This window comes from Phycicoccus sp. Root101 (genome assembly GCF_001426245.1).
In the GTDB taxonomy this organism is placed as follows: Bacteria; Actinomycetota; Actinomycetes; order Actinomycetales; family Dermatophilaceae; genus Pedococcus.
Map to the genome: position 1 here is coordinate 112,300 of NZ_LMCM01000010.1, position 20,867 is coordinate 133,166.

The 20,867-nt window shown below is 72.1% G+C and carries 16 protein-coding genes and 1 tRNA gene; 7 read left to right on the forward strand and 10 right to left on the reverse strand.

The window, feature by feature from the left end; translation table 11 throughout:
• Positions 1-46: 46 nt before the first annotated feature.
• The 6 genes from ASC58_RS17410 to ASC58_RS17435 all read right to left on the reverse strand — a co-directional run bounded on the left by ASC58_RS17410 (position 47) and on the right by ASC58_RS17435 (position 6,857).
• Complete coding sequence (locus tag ASC58_RS17410) at positions 47-2,485, reverse strand: CHAT domain-containing protein (RefSeq protein WP_056920198.1); 2,439 nt, start codon at positions 2,483-2,485, stop codon at positions 47-49.
• A 146-nt stretch (positions 2,486-2,631) separates the two neighbouring features.
• Positions 2,632-3,186, reverse strand: coding sequence for a hypothetical protein (locus ASC58_RS17415; RefSeq protein ID WP_056920199.1), 555 nt, complete (start codon positions 3,184-3,186; stop codon positions 2,632-2,634).
• Positions 3,183-3,779: an RNA polymerase sigma factor gene (locus ASC58_RS17420; RefSeq protein WP_056920427.1), complete on the reverse strand. Its 597-nt coding sequence runs from the start codon at positions 3,777-3,779 to the stop codon at positions 3,183-3,185. Before ASC58_RS17420 ends, ASC58_RS17415 begins: the two co-directional genes overlap by 4 nt.
• The gene (locus tag ASC58_RS17425; protein ID WP_056920200.1) at positions 3,779-5,392 is read right to left on the reverse strand and encodes a S8/S53 family peptidase; all 1,614 of its coding nucleotides are present in this window, start codon (positions 5,390-5,392) and stop codon (positions 3,779-3,781) included. Before ASC58_RS17425 ends, ASC58_RS17420 begins: the two co-directional genes overlap by 1 nt.
• A 600-nt stretch (positions 5,393-5,992) precedes the next feature.
• Positions 5,993-6,325: a hypothetical protein gene (locus ASC58_RS17430; protein ID WP_056920201.1), complete on the reverse strand. Its 333-nt coding sequence runs from the start codon at positions 6,323-6,325 to the stop codon at positions 5,993-5,995.
• A gap of 46 nt (positions 6,326-6,371) precedes the next feature.
• Positions 6,372-6,857: a DUF6328 family protein gene (locus tag ASC58_RS17435; protein ID WP_056920202.1), complete on the reverse strand. Its 486-nt coding sequence runs from the start codon at positions 6,855-6,857 to the stop codon at positions 6,372-6,374.
• Between the two features lie 51 nt (positions 6,858-6,908).
• Here ASC58_RS17435 and ASC58_RS17440 point away from each other — a divergent pair.
• Positions 6,909-6,995, forward strand: a tRNA-Ser gene (locus ASC58_RS17440).
• 132 nt (positions 6,996-7,127) lie between these two features.
• Complete coding sequence (locus tag ASC58_RS17445) at positions 7,128-9,149, forward strand: hypothetical protein (RefSeq protein ID WP_056920203.1); 2,022 nt, start codon at positions 7,128-7,130, stop codon at positions 9,147-9,149.
• A 137-nt stretch (positions 9,150-9,286) separates the two neighbouring features.
• Here ASC58_RS17445 and ASC58_RS17450 read toward each other — a convergent pair whose 3' ends face one another.
• Positions 9,287-10,648 carry a PLP-dependent aminotransferase family protein gene (locus ASC58_RS17450; RefSeq protein WP_056920204.1) on the reverse strand — a complete coding sequence of 454 codons (1,362 nt, stop codon included), beginning with the start codon at positions 10,646-10,648 and terminating at the stop codon, positions 9,287-9,289.
• 59 nt (positions 10,649-10,707) lie between these two features.
• On the opposite strand from ASC58_RS17450, the gene ASC58_RS17455 reads away from it, so the two are divergent.
• The 3 genes from ASC58_RS17455 to ASC58_RS17465 are packed head-to-tail and all read left to right on the forward strand — an operon-like array spanning position 10,708 to position 15,052.
• On the forward strand, positions 10,708-12,198 hold the full coding sequence (locus tag ASC58_RS17455; RefSeq protein ID WP_056920205.1) for a CoA-acylating methylmalonate-semialdehyde dehydrogenase: 1,491 nt from the start codon (positions 10,708-10,710) through the stop codon (positions 12,196-12,198).
• Positions 12,199-12,224: 26 nt separating this feature from the next.
• Positions 12,225-13,613: an aspartate aminotransferase family protein gene (locus ASC58_RS17460; protein ID WP_082553425.1), complete on the forward strand. Its 1,389-nt coding sequence runs from the start codon at positions 12,225-12,227 to the stop codon at positions 13,611-13,613.
• A gap of 5 nt (positions 13,614-13,618) precedes the next feature.
• Entirely contained in the window at positions 13,619-15,052 is a 1,434-nt protein-coding gene (locus tag ASC58_RS17465) for an FAD-binding oxidoreductase (protein ID WP_082553426.1), read from the forward strand.
• On the opposite strand, the gene ASC58_RS17470 is transcribed toward ASC58_RS17465, so the two are convergent.
• On the reverse strand, positions 15,049-16,122 hold the full coding sequence (locus tag ASC58_RS17470; protein WP_056920206.1) for a phosphotransferase family protein: 1,074 nt from the start codon (positions 16,120-16,122) through the stop codon (positions 15,049-15,051). The genes ASC58_RS17465 and ASC58_RS17470 overlap by 4 nt on opposite strands.
• On the reverse strand, positions 16,119-17,321 hold the full coding sequence (locus ASC58_RS17475; RefSeq protein ID WP_200947865.1) for an acyl-CoA dehydrogenase family protein: 1,203 nt from the start codon (positions 17,319-17,321) through the stop codon (positions 16,119-16,121). Before ASC58_RS17475 ends, ASC58_RS17470 begins: the two co-directional genes overlap by 4 nt.
• Positions 17,322-17,456: 135 nt before the next feature.
• On the opposite strand from ASC58_RS17475, the gene folP reads away from it, so the two are divergent.
• Together folP and ASC58_RS17485 are read left to right on the forward strand one after the other, a co-directional pair.
• The gene (gene folP, locus ASC58_RS17480; protein WP_056920208.1) at positions 17,457-18,374 is read left to right on the forward strand and encodes a dihydropteroate synthase; all 918 of its coding nucleotides are present in this window, start codon (positions 17,457-17,459) and stop codon (positions 18,372-18,374) included.
• A gap of 266 nt (positions 18,375-18,640) precedes the next feature.
• Entirely contained in the window at positions 18,641-18,844 is a 204-nt protein-coding gene (locus ASC58_RS17485; RefSeq protein WP_056915917.1) for a cold-shock protein, read from the forward strand.
• Positions 18,845-18,937: 93 nt separating this feature from the next.
• Here the strand turns inward: ASC58_RS17485 and ASC58_RS17490 are convergent, their stop codons facing one another.
• Positions 18,938-20,851: a penicillin-binding transpeptidase domain-containing protein gene (locus tag ASC58_RS17490; RefSeq protein WP_056920209.1), complete on the reverse strand. Its 1,914-nt coding sequence runs from the start codon at positions 20,849-20,851 to the stop codon at positions 18,938-18,940.
• Between the last annotated feature and the right edge of the window lie 16 nt (positions 20,852-20,867).

The following is a 20,867-nucleotide window of genomic DNA, read 5'->3' on the forward strand; positions in this document are numbered from 1 at the left end:
TCCGTGGCCTGGGGCAGGGTCAGTTCTCCTTGTGCCAGAACGGGATTCAGGCCGGCGTATGCGGTGCAGCCCAGTCCGCGCCGTACAGGCAGAACGCGCGGGCTCCCGGGTGCTCGGCCACGGTGACCGCGAGGGCCCGGGCGGCGGGGACCCCGCTGCTGAGCCGGCGGTGGTAGTCGACCATCGCGACCGCGGCCACCTCGTCACCCACCGGTGCCACCGCCGCCACGACGGAGCGCGCACCGAGCGAGAGCAGCGCTGCGGTGAGGCCGAACGGTTCGTCGCCGGGGCGCAGGTCCGACTGCCCGACGTCGCACGCCGACAGCACGACGTGCCGTGACCGCAACGGCCTGGGCAGCTCGTGCGCGAAGACCGGGCCGTCGGCGAGGTGCAACGAGGAGAAGAACGGGTTCTGGCGCTCGTGCGTCCCGTGCGCGGCCACGTGCACCACGGTGTCGGTGGCCAGGGCGGTGACGAGTCGCTTGCTGTCCTGGGTGCCCCCGTGGTCGGCGCCGCTGCCCGAACCCCAGACCGCGGCCACGTCTGCTGCCTCGGCGACCGCCCTGCGCAGGCTCGGGCCGGCGAGCGAGGTCACGGTGGTCGGGCCCTCGGCCGGGGGTTCGGGGGTGGCCCAGCGGGTCAGCGACGCGGCCACGGTGACGGGGCGGCCCGCGGCACCTGGCAGGGCGGTCCACGGCACGCTGGCCAGGGCGCGGCTCGGTGCCACGACCACCCCGCACCCGTCGGGGAGCCGGAGGTCGCCGAACACGACCCGGTCGAGCTCGGCGAGCGAGGCGTCGACGGCCCGTCCGACCGCTGCGGCCAGCGCGGGGTTCGTCGCGGCGAACGCCTGTGCGCGCAGGTCGCGGACCAGCCGGTCGGCCAGGGTGGTCACCGTGGCGACCGTCCCGAGGTGGCGCACCCGGCTCCGACGGTGCGCCCCGACCTCGAGGACGTACTGCTGACCCGCGTGTGCGAACAGCACGAGGGCGACCTCGTCACGCTCGCCGAGGGCGGCCCGCGTGCCGGTGAACCCCGCCGCCTCACCCGGGGTCCGTCCTGACGCGGTGCCCGCCACCGGCGCCGGCTCGTCCTGGGTTGCGTTCCGCTCGCTACGACCGGACGTCGACCAGTCGCGCTCGGCGATGCGCCCCTCCAACGAGGCCACCTGCGAACGCAGGGAGGCCTCCTCCTCGCCCGGCGCGGTGCTCCCGAGGCGCAGCCTGGCCTGCCGCAGGTGCGCCATGAGCTCGGCCGTCTCCGCGTCGGGCGGGGCGGACACCGGCGGCAGCCGGTGGGACACGGCACGCCACCGCTCGACGCTGTCGAAGATGCGGCGGGCGGACCCGCTGGAGAGGGCGTCACCGAGGTCGAACTCGCTGAGCCGCCTACCGTGCAGGGCGAGGGCGGCTCGCACCTCCAGGCTCTGGGTGGGCGCCGCCCGCCGTCCGAGCCGACGTGCGGAGGCGTGCACCTCGCGTCGAGCGCTGCGCGAGTCGCCCTGTGCCGCAGCAACCTTGGCGAACAGCAACCGGTCGTGCATGTCCCCGGCGAGGCCCTGGTGGGCCGCGCCACGGAGCCGCTGGGCGGCATCTGCGGCTCCGTCGACGTCGCCGCGCAGCAGCAGGGTCTCGACGTGGACGCGGGCCGCGAGCCGCTCCTCGGCGGTGACGGGGCGACCGGTCTGCAACCACGGCACGAGGAGGTCGTCGACGCCGCGCGGCACCCGGCCGCTGCCGAGGTCGACGGCCGCCCGGAGCAGCAGGGTGCTGCGTTGGCGACCCTCGGCTCCCCGAGCGCGGTAGATGCGGATCGCAGCCCCCAGCTCGTTGCGCGCGCTCGTGGCGTCGCCCTCGACGAGCGCGCAGGCGGCCAGGTCGAGCCGGATGTCGGCCTCCTCGAGGGCGAGGTGCTCGGTGCGGGCCTCCGCGAGGGCGCCGTGGAGCGTGTCGCGGGCCTGGGTGAGCAGCCCGGACTCGAGCAGCACCTGGGCCAGGTCCTGCTTGGCCCGGGCCCGGGCGACCGGTACCTCGACGTCGTCCGCGGCCCGCATGAGGGAGATCGCCTCGGGGAGGTTGCCGGCGTAGAACTCCAGGCACCCGAGGTTGTGGCGGGCCTTGAACTCCTGCTCGACCACCCCGCCCTCGACCGCGAGGGCGAGCGCCTCGTGCAGCTCGGCCCGGGCCTCGCCGAGCTCGAGCAGCGAGAGGTGGGACAGGCCGCCGTTGAGGAGCGCCGAGGTGCGTTCGCGTGGGGCGAGCAGCTGCATCGAGGCGTCGTCGACGTGCGCCAGGGCCGCGAGCGCGGACCGCCAGTCGGCCAGGGACACGTGGACCACGGCCTCCTGCACCCAGGTCAGCGCGTGCAGCCGGGGCGAGTCGGTGAGAGCGCGCACCTCCTCGAGCAGGGCCAGCGCCTCGTCCCGGCCGTGCAGCGCCACCGTGGTCCAGGCCAACGTGATGAGGATGCGCGACCGCGCCGTCACGGACCCACGCGTGGGCGACGAGGCGTCGAGGCGCAGTGCCCTGTGCAGTGCTGCCTCCGCCTCCCGGAAGCGCCCGATCCCGTTGAGGTGGCGTGCCCGGGTGAACAGCTCCTCGACCGCCGGGTCGACGACCTCGATGGCGTCCCCTAGATCTCGATGGCCGGGGTGATGACCGGCCTGCTGTCGGGCAGGTCCAGTCGTCGCAGGAGCAGGTGCACGAGCCCACGCTCGACCTTGGCGAAGCTGAACCGTCCCTCGGCGTCGGTCTCGGTGCTCTGGGTGCGCGAGCGTTCGCGCAGCTCGACGGCCGTGGGCCCGTTGCTCACCCAGCCGCTGAGCCGGGCGTGGACCCCGTCGATGGACTCGATGGTGATCATCGCGCTCAGGGTGTCGGTCGAGAACGTCACCGTGGCCGCCCGGTCGTAGACCTTGGCCCGGACCCCCACCGCCTCGGCGCTGGTCTGCATGATCTGCGCGACCTCGGCCTCGAGCGCCGCCACGGTCATCGCGAACTTGGCCCGCTCGGCCAGCCCCGGCGGCACGGGGTCGCTCGCGGCGAAGATGCTGCGGACGGTGGCCAGCGCCCGGAGGTCCTGTGCGTCCAGGGGTTCGGCCGCAAGACGGTCGAGCTCCCGATCGCGCTCCTGATCGCGCTCCTGGTCAAGCTCCCGGTCGTGGCTGCGGTCGGCGGATCCGGTCATGACGCCACCTCCCAGGCGGGGTCGTTGGTGAGTCCTGCCCGCAGCTTGGCGAGGCAGCGGCCGCGGGTGGGGCCGATGCTGCCGACGGGCATGCCGAGGGCCTCGGCGACGTGCTGGTAGTCGGGTCGCTCCGCGAGCGCCACGACGCGCAGCAGCTGCTGGCAGCGTTCGGAGAGGGTGGCGAAGTGCCGCCACAGCACCACCTGGTCCTGTCCGCGGACCACGACCTGCTCGGGTCCGTCGAGCGGGGCGGGCGTGCCGTCGAGCAGGTCGCCGATCTCTTCGCGCGAGTCCTCGCGACGGGAGCGGCGGGACACGGCCCAGGCCTCGCGGCGGGCGGTGGTGGTGAGCCACTTGAGGACGGCGAGCGGGTCCTGGATGGAGTCCTGGTGCTTGACCAGGGACAGCCAGGTCGTCTGGACGACGTCCTCGGCCGCCGCGCTGCCCAGGCCCTGGGCGCGGGCGGTGTGCCACAGCAGGGCCGTGGTCGCATCGACCAGGTCGGACATCGCCTCCGGGTCACCACCGCGGTATGCGGCGAACGCCAGCGCTGCGCGCTCGGCCAGACCTCCCGTGGTCCCGTCGGTCTGCATCACGAACCCCCCAGCGTCGTGGCGACCGCGCCGGCGGCTGCCTTGACGCGGGCCGCACGGTCCGGGCGGTCGAGCCCCTCGTCCGCCCCCTGGCAGCCGACGAGCTGGGCGGCCACGTCACCGGCGAGCGCGGGAGCGGCGAACGACGTCCCGCTCCACTGCCCGAACCCGCCAGAGTAGTCGTCGAGGTCGATCGAGCCGCGGGCCGGGTTCGTCGAACCGGGGAGGTTGAGCACGCTGCGGATGCTGCCGTCGAACGTCGTCGGCATGGTGCTGACCACGGCGGTGCCGCAGCGGTAGGCGGTGACCCACGAGCCGGTGTTCGAGTAGACCGAGACGGTCGGTCCGGTGGGGTTGAGCCCACCCGGGTTGTGTGCGCCGACGCTGACGAGGGGCACGTCGAACCCCGAACCCGTCGCGAACGCGGCCGGGAAGAACTCGACGTCGCTCGACCCGTTGCCGGCGGCTGCCACGACCACGACACCGGTCGAGCTGAGGCCACGCAACGCGGTCACCAGCGCGCCCTCGTCCTCGAAGGTACCCGGGGTCTCGTGGTAGTAGCCCAGTGACATCGACAGCACGTCCACGGCGGGGCCGCGACGGCCGGGGTCTCGCAGGGCGAGGAGCTGTCGGGCGTAGAGCAGCTGCAGCGCGTCGATGACGTCGGCCTCGTCCGCGACCCCGTCGCCGTACATGATCGGGATGGCCATGATGGTGGCCTCGGGGCAGTGCTGCCTGACCACCCCGGCGATGAACGTCCCGTGGCCGGCCAGCCGGTCCAGCACACCGTTGACACGGTCGACGGTGACACCGGTGTTCTCCGGGTCGTCGGCCGGGGTGAAGACCAGCCCGACGGGGACGCCCTCGACCTCGACGTCCTTGATGACGCCTCGCTCGAACCAGGGGTGGGCACCGATGCCGGTGTCGAGCAGGGCCACGACCGGGCCGTCGGGCAGCTCGGCCGGGCACGGGTCCGGTGCGGCCCAGGTGACCGGGGACCGTCCGGACGGACCGCCACCGGGCAGGCCGGCCAGCCCCACGCCGTCGCCGTACCCGACGCCGTCGCCGTATCCGACGCCGTCGCCGTACCCGACGCCGTCCCCGTAACCCACACCGTCGCCGTACCCGACGCCGTCGCCGTAGCCACTGCCCACCATGACGTGGCACAGCTCGACCGCCGACGCGAAGCGCGGGTGCTCGGCACGGAAGTCCTGCAGGATCTTCCAGGCGTCGGGGGGTTCGACCGACTCACCAGGCAATGGCGCGATGAGGACGCTGGTCGAGCCGACCCGGTCGAGCTCGTCGGACAGCTCGAGGCGCCGGAACAGGTCACCGAGCCCGGTCTCGCGACGTTCCTCGACGGTGTAGCGACCCTCGAGCTGCTTGCGCAGGGCGCTGATCGGGCCCTCCGCGCGGCCCTCCAGCTGCCCCCTGACGAGCAGGGTGTCACCGACGTACACGGTGGGGCTGGGCACCGGCTGGTCGCCGAGTCGCTTGCAGGTGGCCGGGTCCAGCGCGCGGGCTCCGAGGCGGCGGACCGCGCTGCCGGGCACCGAGAGGTGCGGGATGCGGCGGCCGGGTCCCCTGCTGGGCGTGGGGGTCACGTGTGCCATGAGCTCTCCTGAGGGCGGTGCCGACCCTGGGGGGCGCGGGTGCGTCCACGGTCAGCGTAGTGAGGCGGGTGCGTCACAGACAGGAGTTCGGACGGTTCTTCCTGATACCTCCCGCGCGGGGCGAGTTCGGCGAAGCCGGTCAAGAGTCGCCCAAGAACGGGGCAAGGACTGGTCACGAAAGTTTCGCGCCGGATGTATCAGCGCGGCGGTCCCGCGCTCTTCTCCGGTGTCGGGCCCGATTCGGGGGAACGAGCCCGGCGGCAAGGAAAGGAAGACCTCATGTCATGCCGGAAAGACGCACGCCGACGGCGCCGTTCTGGTGTGGCTGGGGCGCTGGCTCGGGGGTGCCAGCGTGGAAGCCGGTGGTGCGGGGGGTCGCGCTGCGGGTTTGCCCTCAGGGGCACGTCACCGGGTCGGCCGGGTCAGAGCAGGTGCTGGTCAGGGGTTTCCGGCACTCGTTCGACCAGGGCCACCCGGTGGCGTCCCTGAAGGTCTTGGCTGAGCCGCACGGGGGTGCGCGAAAGCCCGCGACGCGGCATACCGATCAGGTATGCCGCGTCGCGGGCCTCGTCGTGTCCGTCGCCCGGCGAGGCGGTCGGCTCAGGGGAGCTTGTCGCCCCCGGGCCCGAAGCCCGAGGTGTCGGCGTGGAGCCGACCGTCGGTGCCGCGGTGGAGGGTCTCGGGCAGGTCCTCGCCGGTGAGGCGCTCCTTGGCGCTCGCCCCGGCCGTCTTGGCGGCCTCGCCGAGCTTGGCGCCGAGGACGGGCGCCTGTTCCTTGACGGCTTCCTTGACGGTCTCGACCCGGTGCTGGACCGGTTCGCTGGACCAGACCTGGCTGGCGCGGCCGCGGATCTGCTCGTAACGCTTCTGGCCCGCCTTCGCGCCGAGGACGTAGCCGGCGGCGACGCCGGCGATGAAGGACAGCTTGCCCATGGTGGATCCTTTGGTCGGTGTCCTCCGACAGTAACAAAAGCCCTGCTCAGGGGCCTTTCGGGCGGGTGAGGCGGTGCCGCAGCCCGAGCGGGAAGACCACCCAGGCAGCGACGAACAGCACCGCGCCGACGAGGGCCGCGACCACCCCGGCCCGCTGGCCGAGGACCAGGGCGAAGGTGAGCGCCATGACGCTGACGACGGCAGCCGCCAGGGTCGCCAGCCCGATGACGGAGACGTGGTGGGCGATGCTGACCAGGGTCTCCTTGCGCTGCTGCCGGAACAGCCAGCGGTGCACAGCCACCGGCGTGATGAGCAGACAGGTGGCGAGGATGCTCGCGCTGATCGCCACGACGTACGCCGAACGCTCGAAGTGGGTGATGTCGCGGAACGCAGGCTGGATCGGCAGGGTGAGCAGGAAGCCGGTGAGGATCTGGACGCCGGTCTGTGTGACGCGGAGCTCCTGCAACAGCTCGTCCCAGTTGCGGTCGAGCCGTTGGGCCTTGGTTTCGCCCTCGCGTTGGTAGCCGTCCACGACGTGACGATACCGTTGGCCCCGGTCCGGCGGTCGTGTGTCGCAAGGCCTGGAGGGCTCGCATAGTGGCCTAGTGCGGCGGTCTTGAAAACCGCTATGGCGGCAACGTCATCGTGGGTTCGAATCCCACGCCCTCCGCCGACCCTCCGTGGGCACGGAGTCGCCCACCGTCGCCACCACGACCCTCGTTGCGTCAGCGAGCGGACAGAGCCGCAGCAGTTCTGGGACGAGTCTCTGATCATCCGATCAGCACGCGTCCAGGGAGTTGCGATGAACACACTGACCACCCACCGGTTCCCGTTCCGGCCGCTCGTCCTCGCCCTGGCCCTGGCCACGCCGTTGGCAGTGGCCGGGACGGCCTCGGCCCAGTCCTCACCGAGCCAGCCGCCCTCGGCCCAAGCACGGTCCACCGCCTCCGGCGGGTCCGCCTCCCACGGCCGACCCGAGTCCGGACGCCCGGCGAAGGCCGGTACCCACAGCCCGGCCAGACCCGAGCACGCCTGTACCGAGAAGATGCACGTCGTCGAGCACCAGGGCCGGTCCTGCAAGGTCGCGAACGGCTTGTTCAAGGTCGAGCTCGCCGACGGGTCCTTCACCTACACCCACGGCCCGGACCCGGTCGAGGTCGACCACGACCACCACGACCACGGAACGACGACACCCTCCACGAGCGGCCAGACGGGCAACCTCGCCAGCGTCGCCCGGAACCCGGTCTGCTCGTCGGCGAACCCGCACGGCAACTACGGGATCCGCGCCGTCATCGCCATGCCGTCCGACGGGTCGCAGACCATCACGGTCGACCAGTTCCGGACCATGCTGAAGACGATCAACGGTGCCATCTACAAATCGGGCGTCGAGTCCGGGAGCGTCGGCGGGGCGGACCTGGTCTTCGAGTGCGACAGCACCGGGGCGATCCGGGTCGACGTCCAGCGGCTCGCCCACACGAACGCCACATCGACCTTCGCCACCATCGTCGGGGACCTCAAGGCCCTCGGCTACACGTCGACCGCCCGCAACTACGCGGTCTACTACACCCACACGGCCAGCGCCGGCGGCCAAGGCTCCCTGATGAGCGACAGCAGCAACAGCGCCAGCAACGCCAACAACACCGGCGGTCGCTTCGCCATCGACTACGGCATCCCCCAAGCCGAGACGATGATGCACGAGATCGGCCACAACCTCGGCGCCGTCCAGCCGGGGGCCCCCTACGCGACCGGCACCACCACGACCGCCAGTGCCGGGAACTGGGGTCACTGCTGGGAGGGCCAGGACGTCATGTGCTACAACGACAAGGGGTCCACGGACCCCGGCTACATCAGCTGGGTGTGCGCTGACTTCGACCACTTCGACTGCGGCCACGACGACTACTTCGACGCCGTGATCGGCGCGGGCCAGGGCGCCACCTCGACGAGCTGGCTCGCGAGCCACTTCAACATCGCGGCCTGCTACGACGTCTTCGTCGTCAACCGGGCCTGCTCCGTGACGACCGGTGGTGACGTGACACCGCCCGCCGTCTCGGCCCCCACCCAGACCGTCCAGTACCTCGGACAGGTCAGCAACGGACTCGTCCCGGTGACCTACGCCTGGACGGCGAGCGACGTCAGCGGGGTGACCCAGGAGGACGCCTGGATCAAGGTCAACGGCACCTGGCTCCAACTGAGCCTCGCCTCTGCCGCCGTGCGGTCGGGCACGTGGTCGCTCACCCCCGGCTCGACGTACCAGTTCGCGGTGAGGGCCAAGGATGCCAAGGGCAACTGGAGCGGGTTCGCGATGGGCCCGTTGCTCACGGTGGATGCCTTGCAGGAGAACTCGACGTCCATCAGCTACAGCTCTGGCTGGCTCGCCTACACGGGCAGCTACTTCGGCGGCCGGCAGTACTCCTCAGGCACCACCGGGGCGACGGCGAAGGTCACCTTCACCGGACGCGGGTTCGCCTGGTACGCGGCCACCGCGACCAACCGTGGCGTCGCGTACGTCTGGGTCGACGGCGTCTACGCCGGCACCGTCGACACCTACTCGCCCTCGACCTACCTCGCCCGGGGCGTGCTGACCCGCAACTGGACCACATCCGGGACGCACACGGTCCAGGTTCAGGTGGTCGGGACCACCGGGCGCCCGACCATCGACGTCGACGCATTCGTGGCGGGGGCGGGGGACGAGCCGGGCGGCTCGTCCCCCGCCCCGCTGTCGTCGCGAGTGTCGTGGATGAGGTGGTTTGCCCACGCCAGCGCAGGAAACCATGTACAGCAGTACGCGAATTGCACGATCCTGTCCCTGACCGCCCACGCCTAGCGTGGGGTCAGAACCTGTCACAGGGGATTGGACGTCCGCTTTCGGGCGGCGGGCCGGAGGCCGGGCAACCCTGCAGCCCGGCCTTCGTGCCGCCCGGATCAGGTGGCGGCAAGCCGGTCAGCGGGCAGCAGGCTGGGTCAGCGGGCGCGGCCGTTCCATCCGCCGGTCGTCGCGGCGTCGGCGAGCGCGTCGGCCAGCGAGTCCAGGGCCGCCTCGTCGCGGACGAGCCCGACCGTGGCGCGCACGTGGCCGCCGGGTCCGCTCGGCCCGATCCGGAACGGCGTCCCCGGCGCGACGCCGATTCCCTGGCTGGCCAGCCGAACGACCGCGGCCGTCTCGTCCTGGACGGGCACCCAGATGTTGATGCCCTCGGTCCCGCCCACCTCGACCCCGCGCTCGCGGAGGCGGTCGACGACGCGGGCTCGCCGCGCGGCATACGTCTGCGCGGCGGTCTGGACCTGCGCGGTGGCGACGTCGTCGGTGAGCAGTCCGAGCAGCACCTGCTGGAGCAGCCTGCTCGACCAGCCCTGTCCGAGCTGGCGACGACCGTTGAGGTCGTTCAGGATCCGCGCCGGTGCGCTGAGGGCGGCGAGGCGCAGGTCGGGTCCGTGCGACTTCGAGAACGAGCGGATGTGCACGGTCTGCTCGGGGCGCCACTGCCCGAGGCTGACGAGCGGTGAGGGGGACAGCCCGGCGGCGGAGTCGTCCTCGACGACCACGGTCGGCGAACCCGACAGCAGGGCGGCGATGCGCTCAGCACGGCGGGACGTCATCGTCACTCCCGTGGGGTTCTGCGCCCGCGGTTGCAGGACGACCGCCGCCACCGGTTCGCGCAGGGTGGCCTCCAGGGCTTCGAGGTCCAGGCCCTCCTCGTCGACGGCGACGCCGACGAGCTGCACGCCGACGGACTCGAGCAGGTCGACCAACGGCGGGAACCCCGGGTCCTCCACGACCACCCGGTCCCCGAACCGCAGCTGGGTCCGCACGAACAGGTCCATCGCATCCATCGCCCCGTCGACGACGGAGACCTCCTCCACGGCGAACGGCCAGTCCGCCACGAGGACCTCCGCGAGCGCCGGAAGCACCGGGTCGTCGAGGTAGCTGCCCGTCGTCGGAGCGGTGCGAAGGCCGGCGAGGGCCTGCCCCAGGTCGGGGAGCAGCTCAGGGTCCGGGACGCCCGTGGACAGGTCGTGGGCGAAGGTCGAGGGCCGTTCGAGGGCGGCGCGGTAGCGGACCGTGCCGCCGGACCGCTGGTCCAGGACGGTGGTGCCGCGGCGACCGTCGGTGGCCACGGTGCCCGACCGGGCGAGCAGCGCCCAAGCCGCACTCACCGTGGTCGGCGACAGGGCCAGCTCCGCCGCCACGGTCCGGATCGGGGGCAGGCGGTCGCCGGCGACGAGGAGCCCGTCGCGGATCGTCGCGGACACGGCATGCGCCAGTCCCTTCGCGGAGGGGGTGTCGAGGCGGGCCTCGAGGGCCGTGAGGGTGACGTGCGGCATCTTTGCACCATAGCAATACTTCTATTGTGTTACCAGTGGATGGATCGTATGGTGTGAGCATGACGACGCGCATTTCCCACTGGATCGACGGCCGGCCCACCGAGGGCACCTCCGGACGCACCTCACCGGTCTACAACCCGGCGACGGGTGCGGTCACCGGCGAGGTCGACCTCGCCTCGGTCGAGGAGCTCGACGCGGCGGTCGCCAGTGCCGCCGCAGCGGCCAAGGAGTGGCGCCACGCCTCCTTGTCGCATCGCAGCGCCGTCCTGTTCGCGTTCCGCGAGCTGCTGCACGCGCGCACCCCGGAGCTCGCCGCGATCATCACCTCAGAGCACGGCAAGGTGCTGTCCGACGCTGCCGGCGAGATCGCCCGAGGGCTGGAGAACGTCGAGTTCGCCACCGGTGTCCCGAACCTGCTCAAGGGTGGCTTCACCGAGCAGGCCGCCACCGGGGTCGACGTCTACAACATCCGCCAGCCGCTCGGTGTCGTCGCCGGCGTCACGCCGTTCAACTTCCCCGCGATGGTGCCGCTGTGGATGTGCGCCAACGCGATCGCCTGCGGCAACGCGTTCATCCTCAAGCCCTCCGAGAAGGACCCGTCGGCCGCGCTCTTCCTCGCCCAGCTGTGGAAGGAGGCCGGCCTGCCCGACGGCCTCTTCACGGTCCTGCACGGTGACAAGGTCGCCGTCGACGCGATCCTCGACCACCCGGGCATCGCGGCGGTGAGCTTCGTGGGCTCGACGCCGATCGCCAGGTACATCTACGAGCGCGGCACGGCCAACGGCAAGCGCGTCCAGGCCCTCGGCGGCGCCAAGAACCACGCCCTCGTCCTGCCCGACGCGGACGTCGACATGGCCGCCGACTCGGTGGTGTCCGCGGCCTACGGCTCCGCGGGCGAGCGCTGCATGGCGCTCTCCGTCGCCGTCGCGGTCGGCGACGTGGCCCAGCCGCTCGTGGACGCGATCGCGGCCCGCCTGCCCAAGCTCACCGTCGGCAACGGCACCGATCCCGACACCGACATGGGTCCGCTCATCACCGCCGAGCACCGCGACAAGGTCTCCGGGTACGTCGGGGCCGGCCAGGAGGCCGGGGCCACGGTCGTCGTCGACGGCCGCGAGGGCGACCTGCCGACCGAGGGGTTCTTCCTGGGCACCACGCTGCTCGACCACGTCACCCCGGAGATGACCGTCTACACCGACGAGATCTTCGGACCGGTGCTGTCGGTCGTCCGCGTGGACACCTACGAGGAGGGCCTGGAGCTCATCAACTCCAACCAGTACGCCAACGGCACCGCGATCTTCACGCGGGACGGTGGCGCGGCCCGCCGGTTCCAGTTCGACGTCGAGGTCGGCATGGTCGGGATCAACGTGCCGATCCCCGTCCCGGTCGCCTACTACTCCTTCGGCGGTTGGAAGGACTCCCTCTTCGGCGACACCCACATGTACGGTCCCGAGGGCATCAACTTCTACACCCGCGGCAAGGTCGTGACGCAGCGCTGGCCCGACCCGGCCACGTCGAGCGTCGACCTCGGCTTCCCGCGCACCCGCTGATCCCCCGAGCCTGCCGAGAGGGCCCCATGACCGACACCACCGTCCAGCAGGGCGTGCTCGACGCCGTCACCGGAGCGACCGAGGAGCAGGTCCGCCGCGACGACCGGGGCCACGTGTTCCACTCGTGGTCCGCCCAGGGGCTCATCGACCCCCTGCCGATCGCGTCGGCCCTCGGCTCGTACTTCACCGACTACAGCGGCAAGCGGTACCTCGACTTCTCGAGCCAGCTGGTCAACGTGAACATCGGGTACCAGCACCCCAAGCTCGTGGCCGCGATCCAGGAGCAGGCCGGTCGCCTCACGACGATCAGCCCGGCGTTCGCCAACGACGCCCGCTCCGAGGCCGCGCGCCTCATCACCGAGCTCGCCCCGGGGGACCTCAACCGCGTCTTCTTCACCAACGGTGGTGCCGAGGCGAACGAGAACGCCCTGCGCATGGCGCGCCTGCACACCGGCCGCCACAAGGTCCTCGCTGCCTACCGGAGCTACCACGGCGCGACCGCGGGCTCCATCGCCCTGACCGGGGACCCGCGCCGATGGGCCTCCGAGCCCGGTATGCCGGGCGTCGTGCGGTACTGGGGTCCCTACCTCTACCGCTCGGCGTTCCACGCGACCACCGAGCAGGAGGAGAGCGAGCGCGCGCTGCAGCACCTGCGCGACCTGCTCATGGTGGAGGGGGCCCACACCGTCGCCGCGATCATCCTCGAGTCGGTCGTCGGCACCAACGGCATCCTCGTCCCGCCACCGGGCTACCTCCAGGGCGTGCGCGACCTGTGCGACGAGTTCGGCATCGTCATGATCGCGGACGAGGTGATGTCCGGGTTCGCCCGCTGTGGCGAGTGGTTCGCCGTGGACCACTGGGGCGTGGCCCCCGACCTGATCACCTTCGCCAAGGGCGTCAACAGCGGGTACGTCCCGCTCGGCGGCGTCATCATCTCCGAGCGCGTCGCGCAGTCCTTCGACAGCAAGCCGTTCCCCGGTGGCCTCACCTACTCCGGCCACCCGCTCGCCTGCGCCTCGGCCGTCGCCTCCATCAACATCTTCAAGGAGGAGGGGGTCGTCGAGCACGCCCGGGCCCTGGGTGAGGACGTCATCGGCCCCGGCCTGCGGGCGCTCGCCGAGCGCCACCCCAGCATCGGAGAGGTCCGTGGCCTCGGGACGTTCTGGGCGCTGGAGCTCGTCCGTGACCGCGAGACCCGCGAACCCCTGGTGCCGTTCAACGCCGGCGGCGCCGACGCCAAGGCGATGAACGAGTTCGCCGCAGCCTGCAAGGCGCGTGGCCTGTGGCCCTTCACCCACTTCAACCGCACCCACGTCGTGCCCCCGTGCACGACGACCGTTGACGAGGTGCGCGAAGGGCTGGCCATCCTCGACGAGGCGCTAGAGGTCGCCGACCAGTACTCCACCGGCAGCTGACGGTCATGCCACCCTCCCCGCAGGCAGCGGGGTCGACGGGGACGCCGCGCGGCCCGGCCGCGACCCTTGCCGATGCGGCCCTCGCCGACGCCGCACCGTCGGTCTTCTGGCTGGACCGGCCCGACCGCCCGGCACCCCGGCCCCGCCTCGAGGCACCCACCAGTGCCGACCTCGTCGTGGTCGGTGGTGGGTACACCGGTCTGTGGACCGCGCTGCTGGCCAAGGAGGCCGACCCTGGTCGGGACGTCGTCGTCGTCGAGGCCGGCCGCATCGGCTGGGCGGCATCGGGACGCAACGGCGGGTTCTGCTCGGCCAGCCTGACCCACGGCGAGGCGAACGGCCGCGAGCGCTGGCCGGCGGAGTACGAGCAGCTGCACCGGCTCGGCCTCGCGAACCTCGATGCGATCGAGGACACCGTGCAGCGACACGGTATCGAGTGCGACTTCCAGCGCACCGGCGAGCTCACCGTCGCCACCGCGCCGCACCAGGTGCAGTGGCTGAAGGAGGACCTCGGCGGCGGCACGTTCCTCGACCGCGACGCGATGCGCGCCGAGCTGGACTCCCCGACCTACCTCGCCGGGGTCCACACCCCCGACGAGACCGCGATGGTTGACCCGGCCCGCCTGGCCTGGGGCCTGGCAGCCGCGGCGGAGTCGCTCGGCGTGCGGATCGTGGAGCGCGCCAAGGCGACCGGCCTGGACCGCGACGGCGCCGGTATGCGGCTCACCACCGACCGTGGGCACGACCTGCGGGCCGCCCGGGTCGCCCTGGGCACCAACGCCTTTCCCTCACTGCTGCGGCGGACCCGACTCCACACGGTTCCCGTCTACGACTACGTCCTCATGACCGAGCCCCTGAGCGCCGAGCAGCTCGAGTCGATCGGCTGGGGCAGCCGCGCCGGGGTCGGTGACATGGCCAACCAGTTCCACTACTACCGGCTCACCGACGACAACCGCATCCTGTGGGGCGGGTACGACGCGATCTACCACCTCGGCCGTCGGGTGCGCCCGACCAAGGACCAGCGGCCGGAGACGTTCCACCGGCTGGCGACCCACTTCTTCGAGACGTTCCCCCAGCTCGCGGGGCTGCGGTTCAGCCACCGCTGGGGCGGGGCCATCGACACGTGCACCCGTTTCTGCGCGTTCTACGGCTCGGCCCACGACGGCCGCGTCGCCTACGCCCTGGGCTACACGGGACTCGGGGTCGGGGCGTCCCGGTTCGGTGCAGCCGTCACCCTCGACCTGCTCGACGGTGCCGACACCGAACGCACCAGCCTGCAGATGGTGCGGGAGAAGCCGTTGCCGTTCCCGCCCGAGCCGTTCGCGTACGCGGGGATCCAGCTGACCCGGTGGGCGCTGGCACGTGCCGACGAGAACGACGGCCGGCGCAACGCCTGGCTGCGCACGCTCGACCGCCTCGGCCTCGGCTTCGACTCCTAGAGGCGGGACAGGGCCCGGTCGACGAGGAGCGGCACCGAGGCACCGACCCGGTCGTAGCCCTCGCCCATCGACTTCCCCGCGAGGTAGCGCGCGTGGACGCCCTCGAGGATCACGGCCAGTCGGAAGTCTGTGAACGCGCGGTAGTAGTCCAGGCCGGACACGTCACGCCCGGTCACGGCGGCATACCGCTGCGCGATGTCGTCCGTCGTCGGGAAGCCCTCGTGCGCGGTGAGGCCGGCGGCGACGGGCACGGCGCTGCCGTCCTCGCCGGGGCCGGAGTAGTAGGTCAGCCACGTGGCGAGATCGGCGAGCGGGTCGCCGAGGGTGCTGAGCTCCCAGTCGACGACGGCGGCCACGGTGGGGCGGCCGTCCTGCTGGGTGACGAGGGTGTTGTCGAGGCGGTAGTCGCCGTGGACCAAGGTCACCTCACCACCCTCGGGGCGCCGGGTGTCGAGCTGCCGGACCAGCTCGTCCATGGCGGGGAGGTCCCGGGTACGGCTCGCGTCCCACTGACCGCTCCAGCGACGGACCTGGCGCTCGAGGTACCCGTCGGGCTTGCCGAAGTCACGCAGGCCGGTCTCGTCGAGGTCGACCGCGTGGATGGCGGCGAGCACGTCGACGAGGGAGTCGGAGAGCTGGTCGCGCTGGGTGACGGTGAGCTCCGCGGTCTGGGCGGCCTCGCGGTAGACCGTGCCCTCGACGAGGGCCATGACGTAGAAGGGCGCGCCGACGACCTCGGCGTCGGACGTGGCGGCGAGCACCTCGGGCACCGGGACGCCCGTCCGCCACAGGGCCGAGAGGACCCGGGCCTCGCGCCCCATGTCGTGCGCGCTGGGGAGCAGCTTGCCCAGCGGCGGTCGGCGCACGATGACGCTGGCCGTGGGGCTGGTCACGCGGTAGGTGATGTTCGACAGCCCGCCCGAGATCACCGCGGGGGTCCAGTCGGGGCCGAGCTGCGGCACGGCGTCGGCCGCCCAGGCCGTGAACGAGGCCCGCGGGAGCCCGGGGACGTCCTCCGGTCCGCTCGGGCCGGCCGGTGCGGACCGCGGTGCGCCGTCCTGCGGGCTCACGCGCGGACCTCGCCACCGGGGGTGTCGCGGGCCGACAGCCGTGAGGTGGCCCGTCGCGCGGCGCGCTTGGCGATCGACATCTTGTGGACCTCGGTGGCGCCGTCGTAGATGCGGAACGACCTGATGTCGCGGTAGATCCGGCCCAGCACCAGCTCCTCGGAGGTGCCCATGCCGCCGGCGAGCTGGACCGAGCGGTCGACGACGCGGCAGGCCGCCTCGCTGGCGAACACCTTGGTGCGCGAGGACTGCTCGCTGCTGCGTTGTCCCTCGGCGATCGCCCACGAGGCGTGCCAGATCATCGAACGAGCCGCGTCGAGGTCGATCTCGTTCTCGGCGATGAGGGCCTGGGCCATGCCCAGGTCCGACAGCGGGGTGCCGAACAGCTCGCGGCCGACAGCCCGCTCGACGGCGATGTCGTGGGCACGCCGGGCGGCACCGAGCCAGCGCATGCAGTGCGTGAGGCGGGCGGGGGCGAGGCGTACCTGGGCGCTCTGGAACCCCTTGCCGACCTCGCCGAGGACGTGGTCGTCCGGGACGAAGCAGTCGCGCAGGGCCACCCGGCAGTGACTACCGACCCCGGTGGCGTCGATGGTGTTGAGGTGCTCACCCACGATGAAACCCGGGTTGTCCGCGTCGACGAGGAACATCGTCGCGCCCTCCGGAGCGTCGTCGCCCTCGTTCAGGGCCATGACGATCGAGAAGGCCGCGCCGTCGGCGCCGGTGATGAGCCACTTGTCGCCGTTGACCAGCCAGCCACCGTCGGTGCGGCGGGCGCGGGTCCTCAGGGCTGACGGGTCGGACCCGGCGCCGGGCGGGGGCTCGGTCATCGAGAAGCAGGACCGCACCGCGCCGGCGACGAGCGGCTCGAGGTACTTCTCCTTCTGCAGCGCCGACCCCGTCATGTGCAGGAGGTGGATGTTGCCCTCGTCGGGGGCGGCGCAGTTGAGCGCGAGGGGCCCGAGCAGTGAGTAGCCAGCCTCCTCGAGCAGGACCGCGGACTCGTCGAACCGGAACCCGCCACCACCGAACTCCTTCGGCGCCTGGGGTGCGAAGACCCCGGCGGCCCGCGCCCTCGCCTGCAGCTCGAGTCGCAGCGCGTCGGTCATCCCCTCGGCGAACACCGTCTGCTCGAGCGGGATCACCTCGCTGGCGACGAACTCCTCGACCCGACGGCGTTGCTGCTCGACGGCTGGGCTCATGCTGAAGTCAAAGGCCACTCCTCGACACTACCCAGCGCGCTCGCCCCCGGCCCCCGGACGGGTCGTCCAGGTGACCCGGCCGGCCGGAGCCCCGGCCAGGCGAGGGCCCGACCGTGGCGGTGCGAGGATGACGCGGTGACCACTGCGGACCCCCAGCCGTTCGACCTTCCCCGCACGCCGCCGCTCGTCCTGCGCGGCCGGACGTTCGACGCGTCCACCCCGGCCGTGATGGGCATCATCAACCGCACCCGCGACTCCTTCTTCGCCGGCAACCGGCACGCCGACCTCGACTCCGCGAAGCGCGCCCTCGAGAACGCCGTGGACGCGGGCGCCGACATCGTCGACGTCGGGGGCGTCCGCGCGGGTCAGGAGGGGGAGGTGGTCTCGGCCGCGGAGGAGATCGACCGCGTCGGCCCGTTCCTCGAGCACGCACGTGCGACCTACCCCGACCTCGTCCTCAGCCTCGACACCTGGCGCAGCGAGGTCGCCCGTGAGGCGGGCCGCCACGGTCTCGACCTGGTCAACGACACCTGGGCCGGCCACGACCCCGAGCTGGTCCGCGTGGCGTCGGAGATCGGTGCGGGAGTGGTGTGCTCGCACACCGGAGGCCTGCCCCCGCGCACCGACCCGGTGCAGATGACCTACGGCCCGGACGAGCTCGACGTCGTCCGCGACGTCCTCCACACCCTGGGCACCGGCGCCCGCACCGCGGTGGAGGCGGGCATCCCGACCGAGCGCGTCCTCGTCGACCCGACGCTCGACTTCGGCAAGACGACGGCCCACTCGCTGGTGGTCCTGCGGCACACCGCGGACCTGGCCGGGTTGGGCTTCCCCATCCTGCAGGCGCTGTCCCGCAAGGACTTCGTGGGCGAGTCGCTCGGGCTCGAGGTCGACGACCGGCTCGAGGGGACGCTCGCGGCCACGGCGGTCGCAGCCTGGCTGGGGGCCACGGTGTTCCGCGCGCACGACGTCCGGGCGACCCGCCGGGTCGTGGACATGGTCGCGACCATCCGCGGCGACCGGCCGCCGGTGCGCGCCGTGCGCGGCGTCTGAGGCCGGCGGGGAGCACTCCGGGAGCCTCCCCGACTGGTGAGAAATTGACTGTGGTTGGTCTCCACGATCTGCATCGTGCGTGCTAGCGTCTGTCGCGGTTGCATCAAGCAGTTCCTCGCAAAGGTCGACGAAGTGCCCGCCCTAGCACCATCAGAGCGGGCTTTTCTCATCTGAGGCGGGCATGTCTCGTCGGTGGGGTTGTGTACGGCAGCCTGGTGTTTCGCAAAGTGCGTGGCACCAATGGCTACGAAGGAAAGAGTTACCCCATGGCACAGGGAACCGTTAAGTGGTTCAACGCTGAGAAGGGCTTCGGCTTCATCGCCCAGGACGGCGGCGGCCCGGACGTGTTCGTCCACTACTCGGCGATCGACTCCTCGGGCTACCGCTCGCTGGACGAGGCGCAGCGCGTGGAGTTCGAGGTCACCCAGGGACCCAAGGGTCCCCAGGCTGACGCCGTTCGCCCGATCTGATCCGAGGACTGCTCAACCACAGTCTTCAGCGAGGCCCCCACCGGATCCCGGTGGGGGCCTCGTTCTGTCGCAACGGTGCTCGTCGCGGCGGGGCTACTTCGCCAGCGCGGTGAGGAAGTCCTTGACGACGGGCGCCGCCACCGTGCCGCCGCTCTTGCCCTTCTCGACCAGCGCCGCGAACGCGATCCCGTCCTGGTACCCGACGAACCACGCGTGCGTCTCCGGGGGGTTCTTCGACCCGAACTCAGCTGTGCCCGACTTCCCCCGCACGGCCCCGCCGGGGGCGTCGCGCAGCACCGTGCCGGTCCCGTCCGTGACGACCTGTCGCATGAGCTGGCGCAGCTGGCCGACGGCGTCGGCATCGAGCGGTTTGGCGGTGCGGTCGGCCCCCGACGCGGCCGGCTCGGTCACGAGTGCCGGCGGTATGGCGCTGCCTCGCGCCACGGAGGCGACCATCGTCGCGAGGGCGAGCGGGGAGGTGAGGTTGCGTCCCTGCCCGATCATGGCCGAGGCCTTGTCGGTCTTGCCGTTGTTGGTGGGGATGCTCGCGTCGAAGGCGTTCCCGACCCCCAGCGACTTGGCCCAGCCGGTGAGCCCGAGGGCATCGGCAGCCTTGGCCAGGTCCCCGTCGCCGAGGTCGGTCGACAGCTTGACGAACGCCGTGTTGCACGAGTGCGCGAAGTCGCTCGCGAAGTCCGGCGTGCCCAGCTCCTCGCCCTCGTAGTTCTTGTAGGAGCGGCCGTCCACGGCGAACGTCTTCGGGCAGTCGACCGACGTCGTCGGGGTCACCTTGCCACCGGTGAGGAGGGCGTAGGTGCTGGCGATCTTGAACGCCGAACCCGGCGGGTACTGCCCGGTCAGGGCCCGGTCGAAGCCGAGCGCGGGCGAGTTCGCCGAGGCGAGCACATCACCGGTCTTCACGTCGACCGCCACCAGCGCCGAGGGGACGTCCCCGGTTCCGGCGACCGCGGACTCGGCGGCGGTCTGCACGTCGGGCGAGAGCGTGGTCTTCACGTCGGTGCCGTCGACGGCCGCCTTGCTGAACAGCGGGATGTCCGGGTTGGCGCTCGACGTGACCTCGACACCGGGTGTCCCCCCGAGCTGGGTGTCGTAGCGCCCCTGCAGACCGCTCAGCCCGGCGTAGTCGCCTGCGACGTAACGCCCTTCGCTCTTGGCGACGAGCTCGGCGCTCACCGCACCATACGAACCGAGCAGGGGCTGTCCGAACGTCCGGGTCCGGGCCAGCGGCTGCTCGCGGGCCGGGTAGATGACGCCCTTGAGGCCGTCGAGGGCGGCCTTGCGGTCCTGGAAGTCGGACTCCCGGTAGGTGATCACGGCGATGGGCGCCTTGCTCCCGGCCTTGGTCGCCGCCTCGAGCTTGGCGACGAGCGACCCGGCCGGTTCGTCCACCACCTTCTCCAGCTCGCGGACGGTCGCGGCCGTCGCTCGGGCCGGGTCGATCTGGACCGGGTAGACCTTGCCGATCGGCATGAGCGGTTGGCCGTCGCGGTCGAGCAGGTCGCCGCGCTTGGCCCACGTGCGGGTGGCGCTGAGCTTGTCGGTCGCCTTGATCGCGGGATGCCACAGCGAACCGTTGGGGGGCGGCACGACGGCCCACTTCTCGCCGTCGCGGCGCACGGTGACGGGCACGTCATACGCCCAGGGGACGTCGCCGCCGAGGGTCCAGGCGACCTTGAGGGTCGAGGTCGCCCGGTCGCCGTCTCGGGTCACCGGGCCGGGGGTGACGCTGACCGGGCCCTTGCCGAGACCCGCGGTGGTGGCGGTGAACCCGTCCTGCACCGCCTGCACCTGCGCCCCCGCGAAGGTGACCCCGGCCTGCGTGAACGACCGCTGCGACCAGCCCTTCGCGAAGGCGGCCACCGCGGCCTTCGACTCGTCGTCGGCCTTCTGCTCGGCCGCCGTGTGGCGCCACCACAACCCACCGCCGACCAGGGCCGCCACCACGGCCGCCGCGGTCAGGGCCCCCACCAGTGCTCGCTTGTTCATGGCCCCATCCAACCCC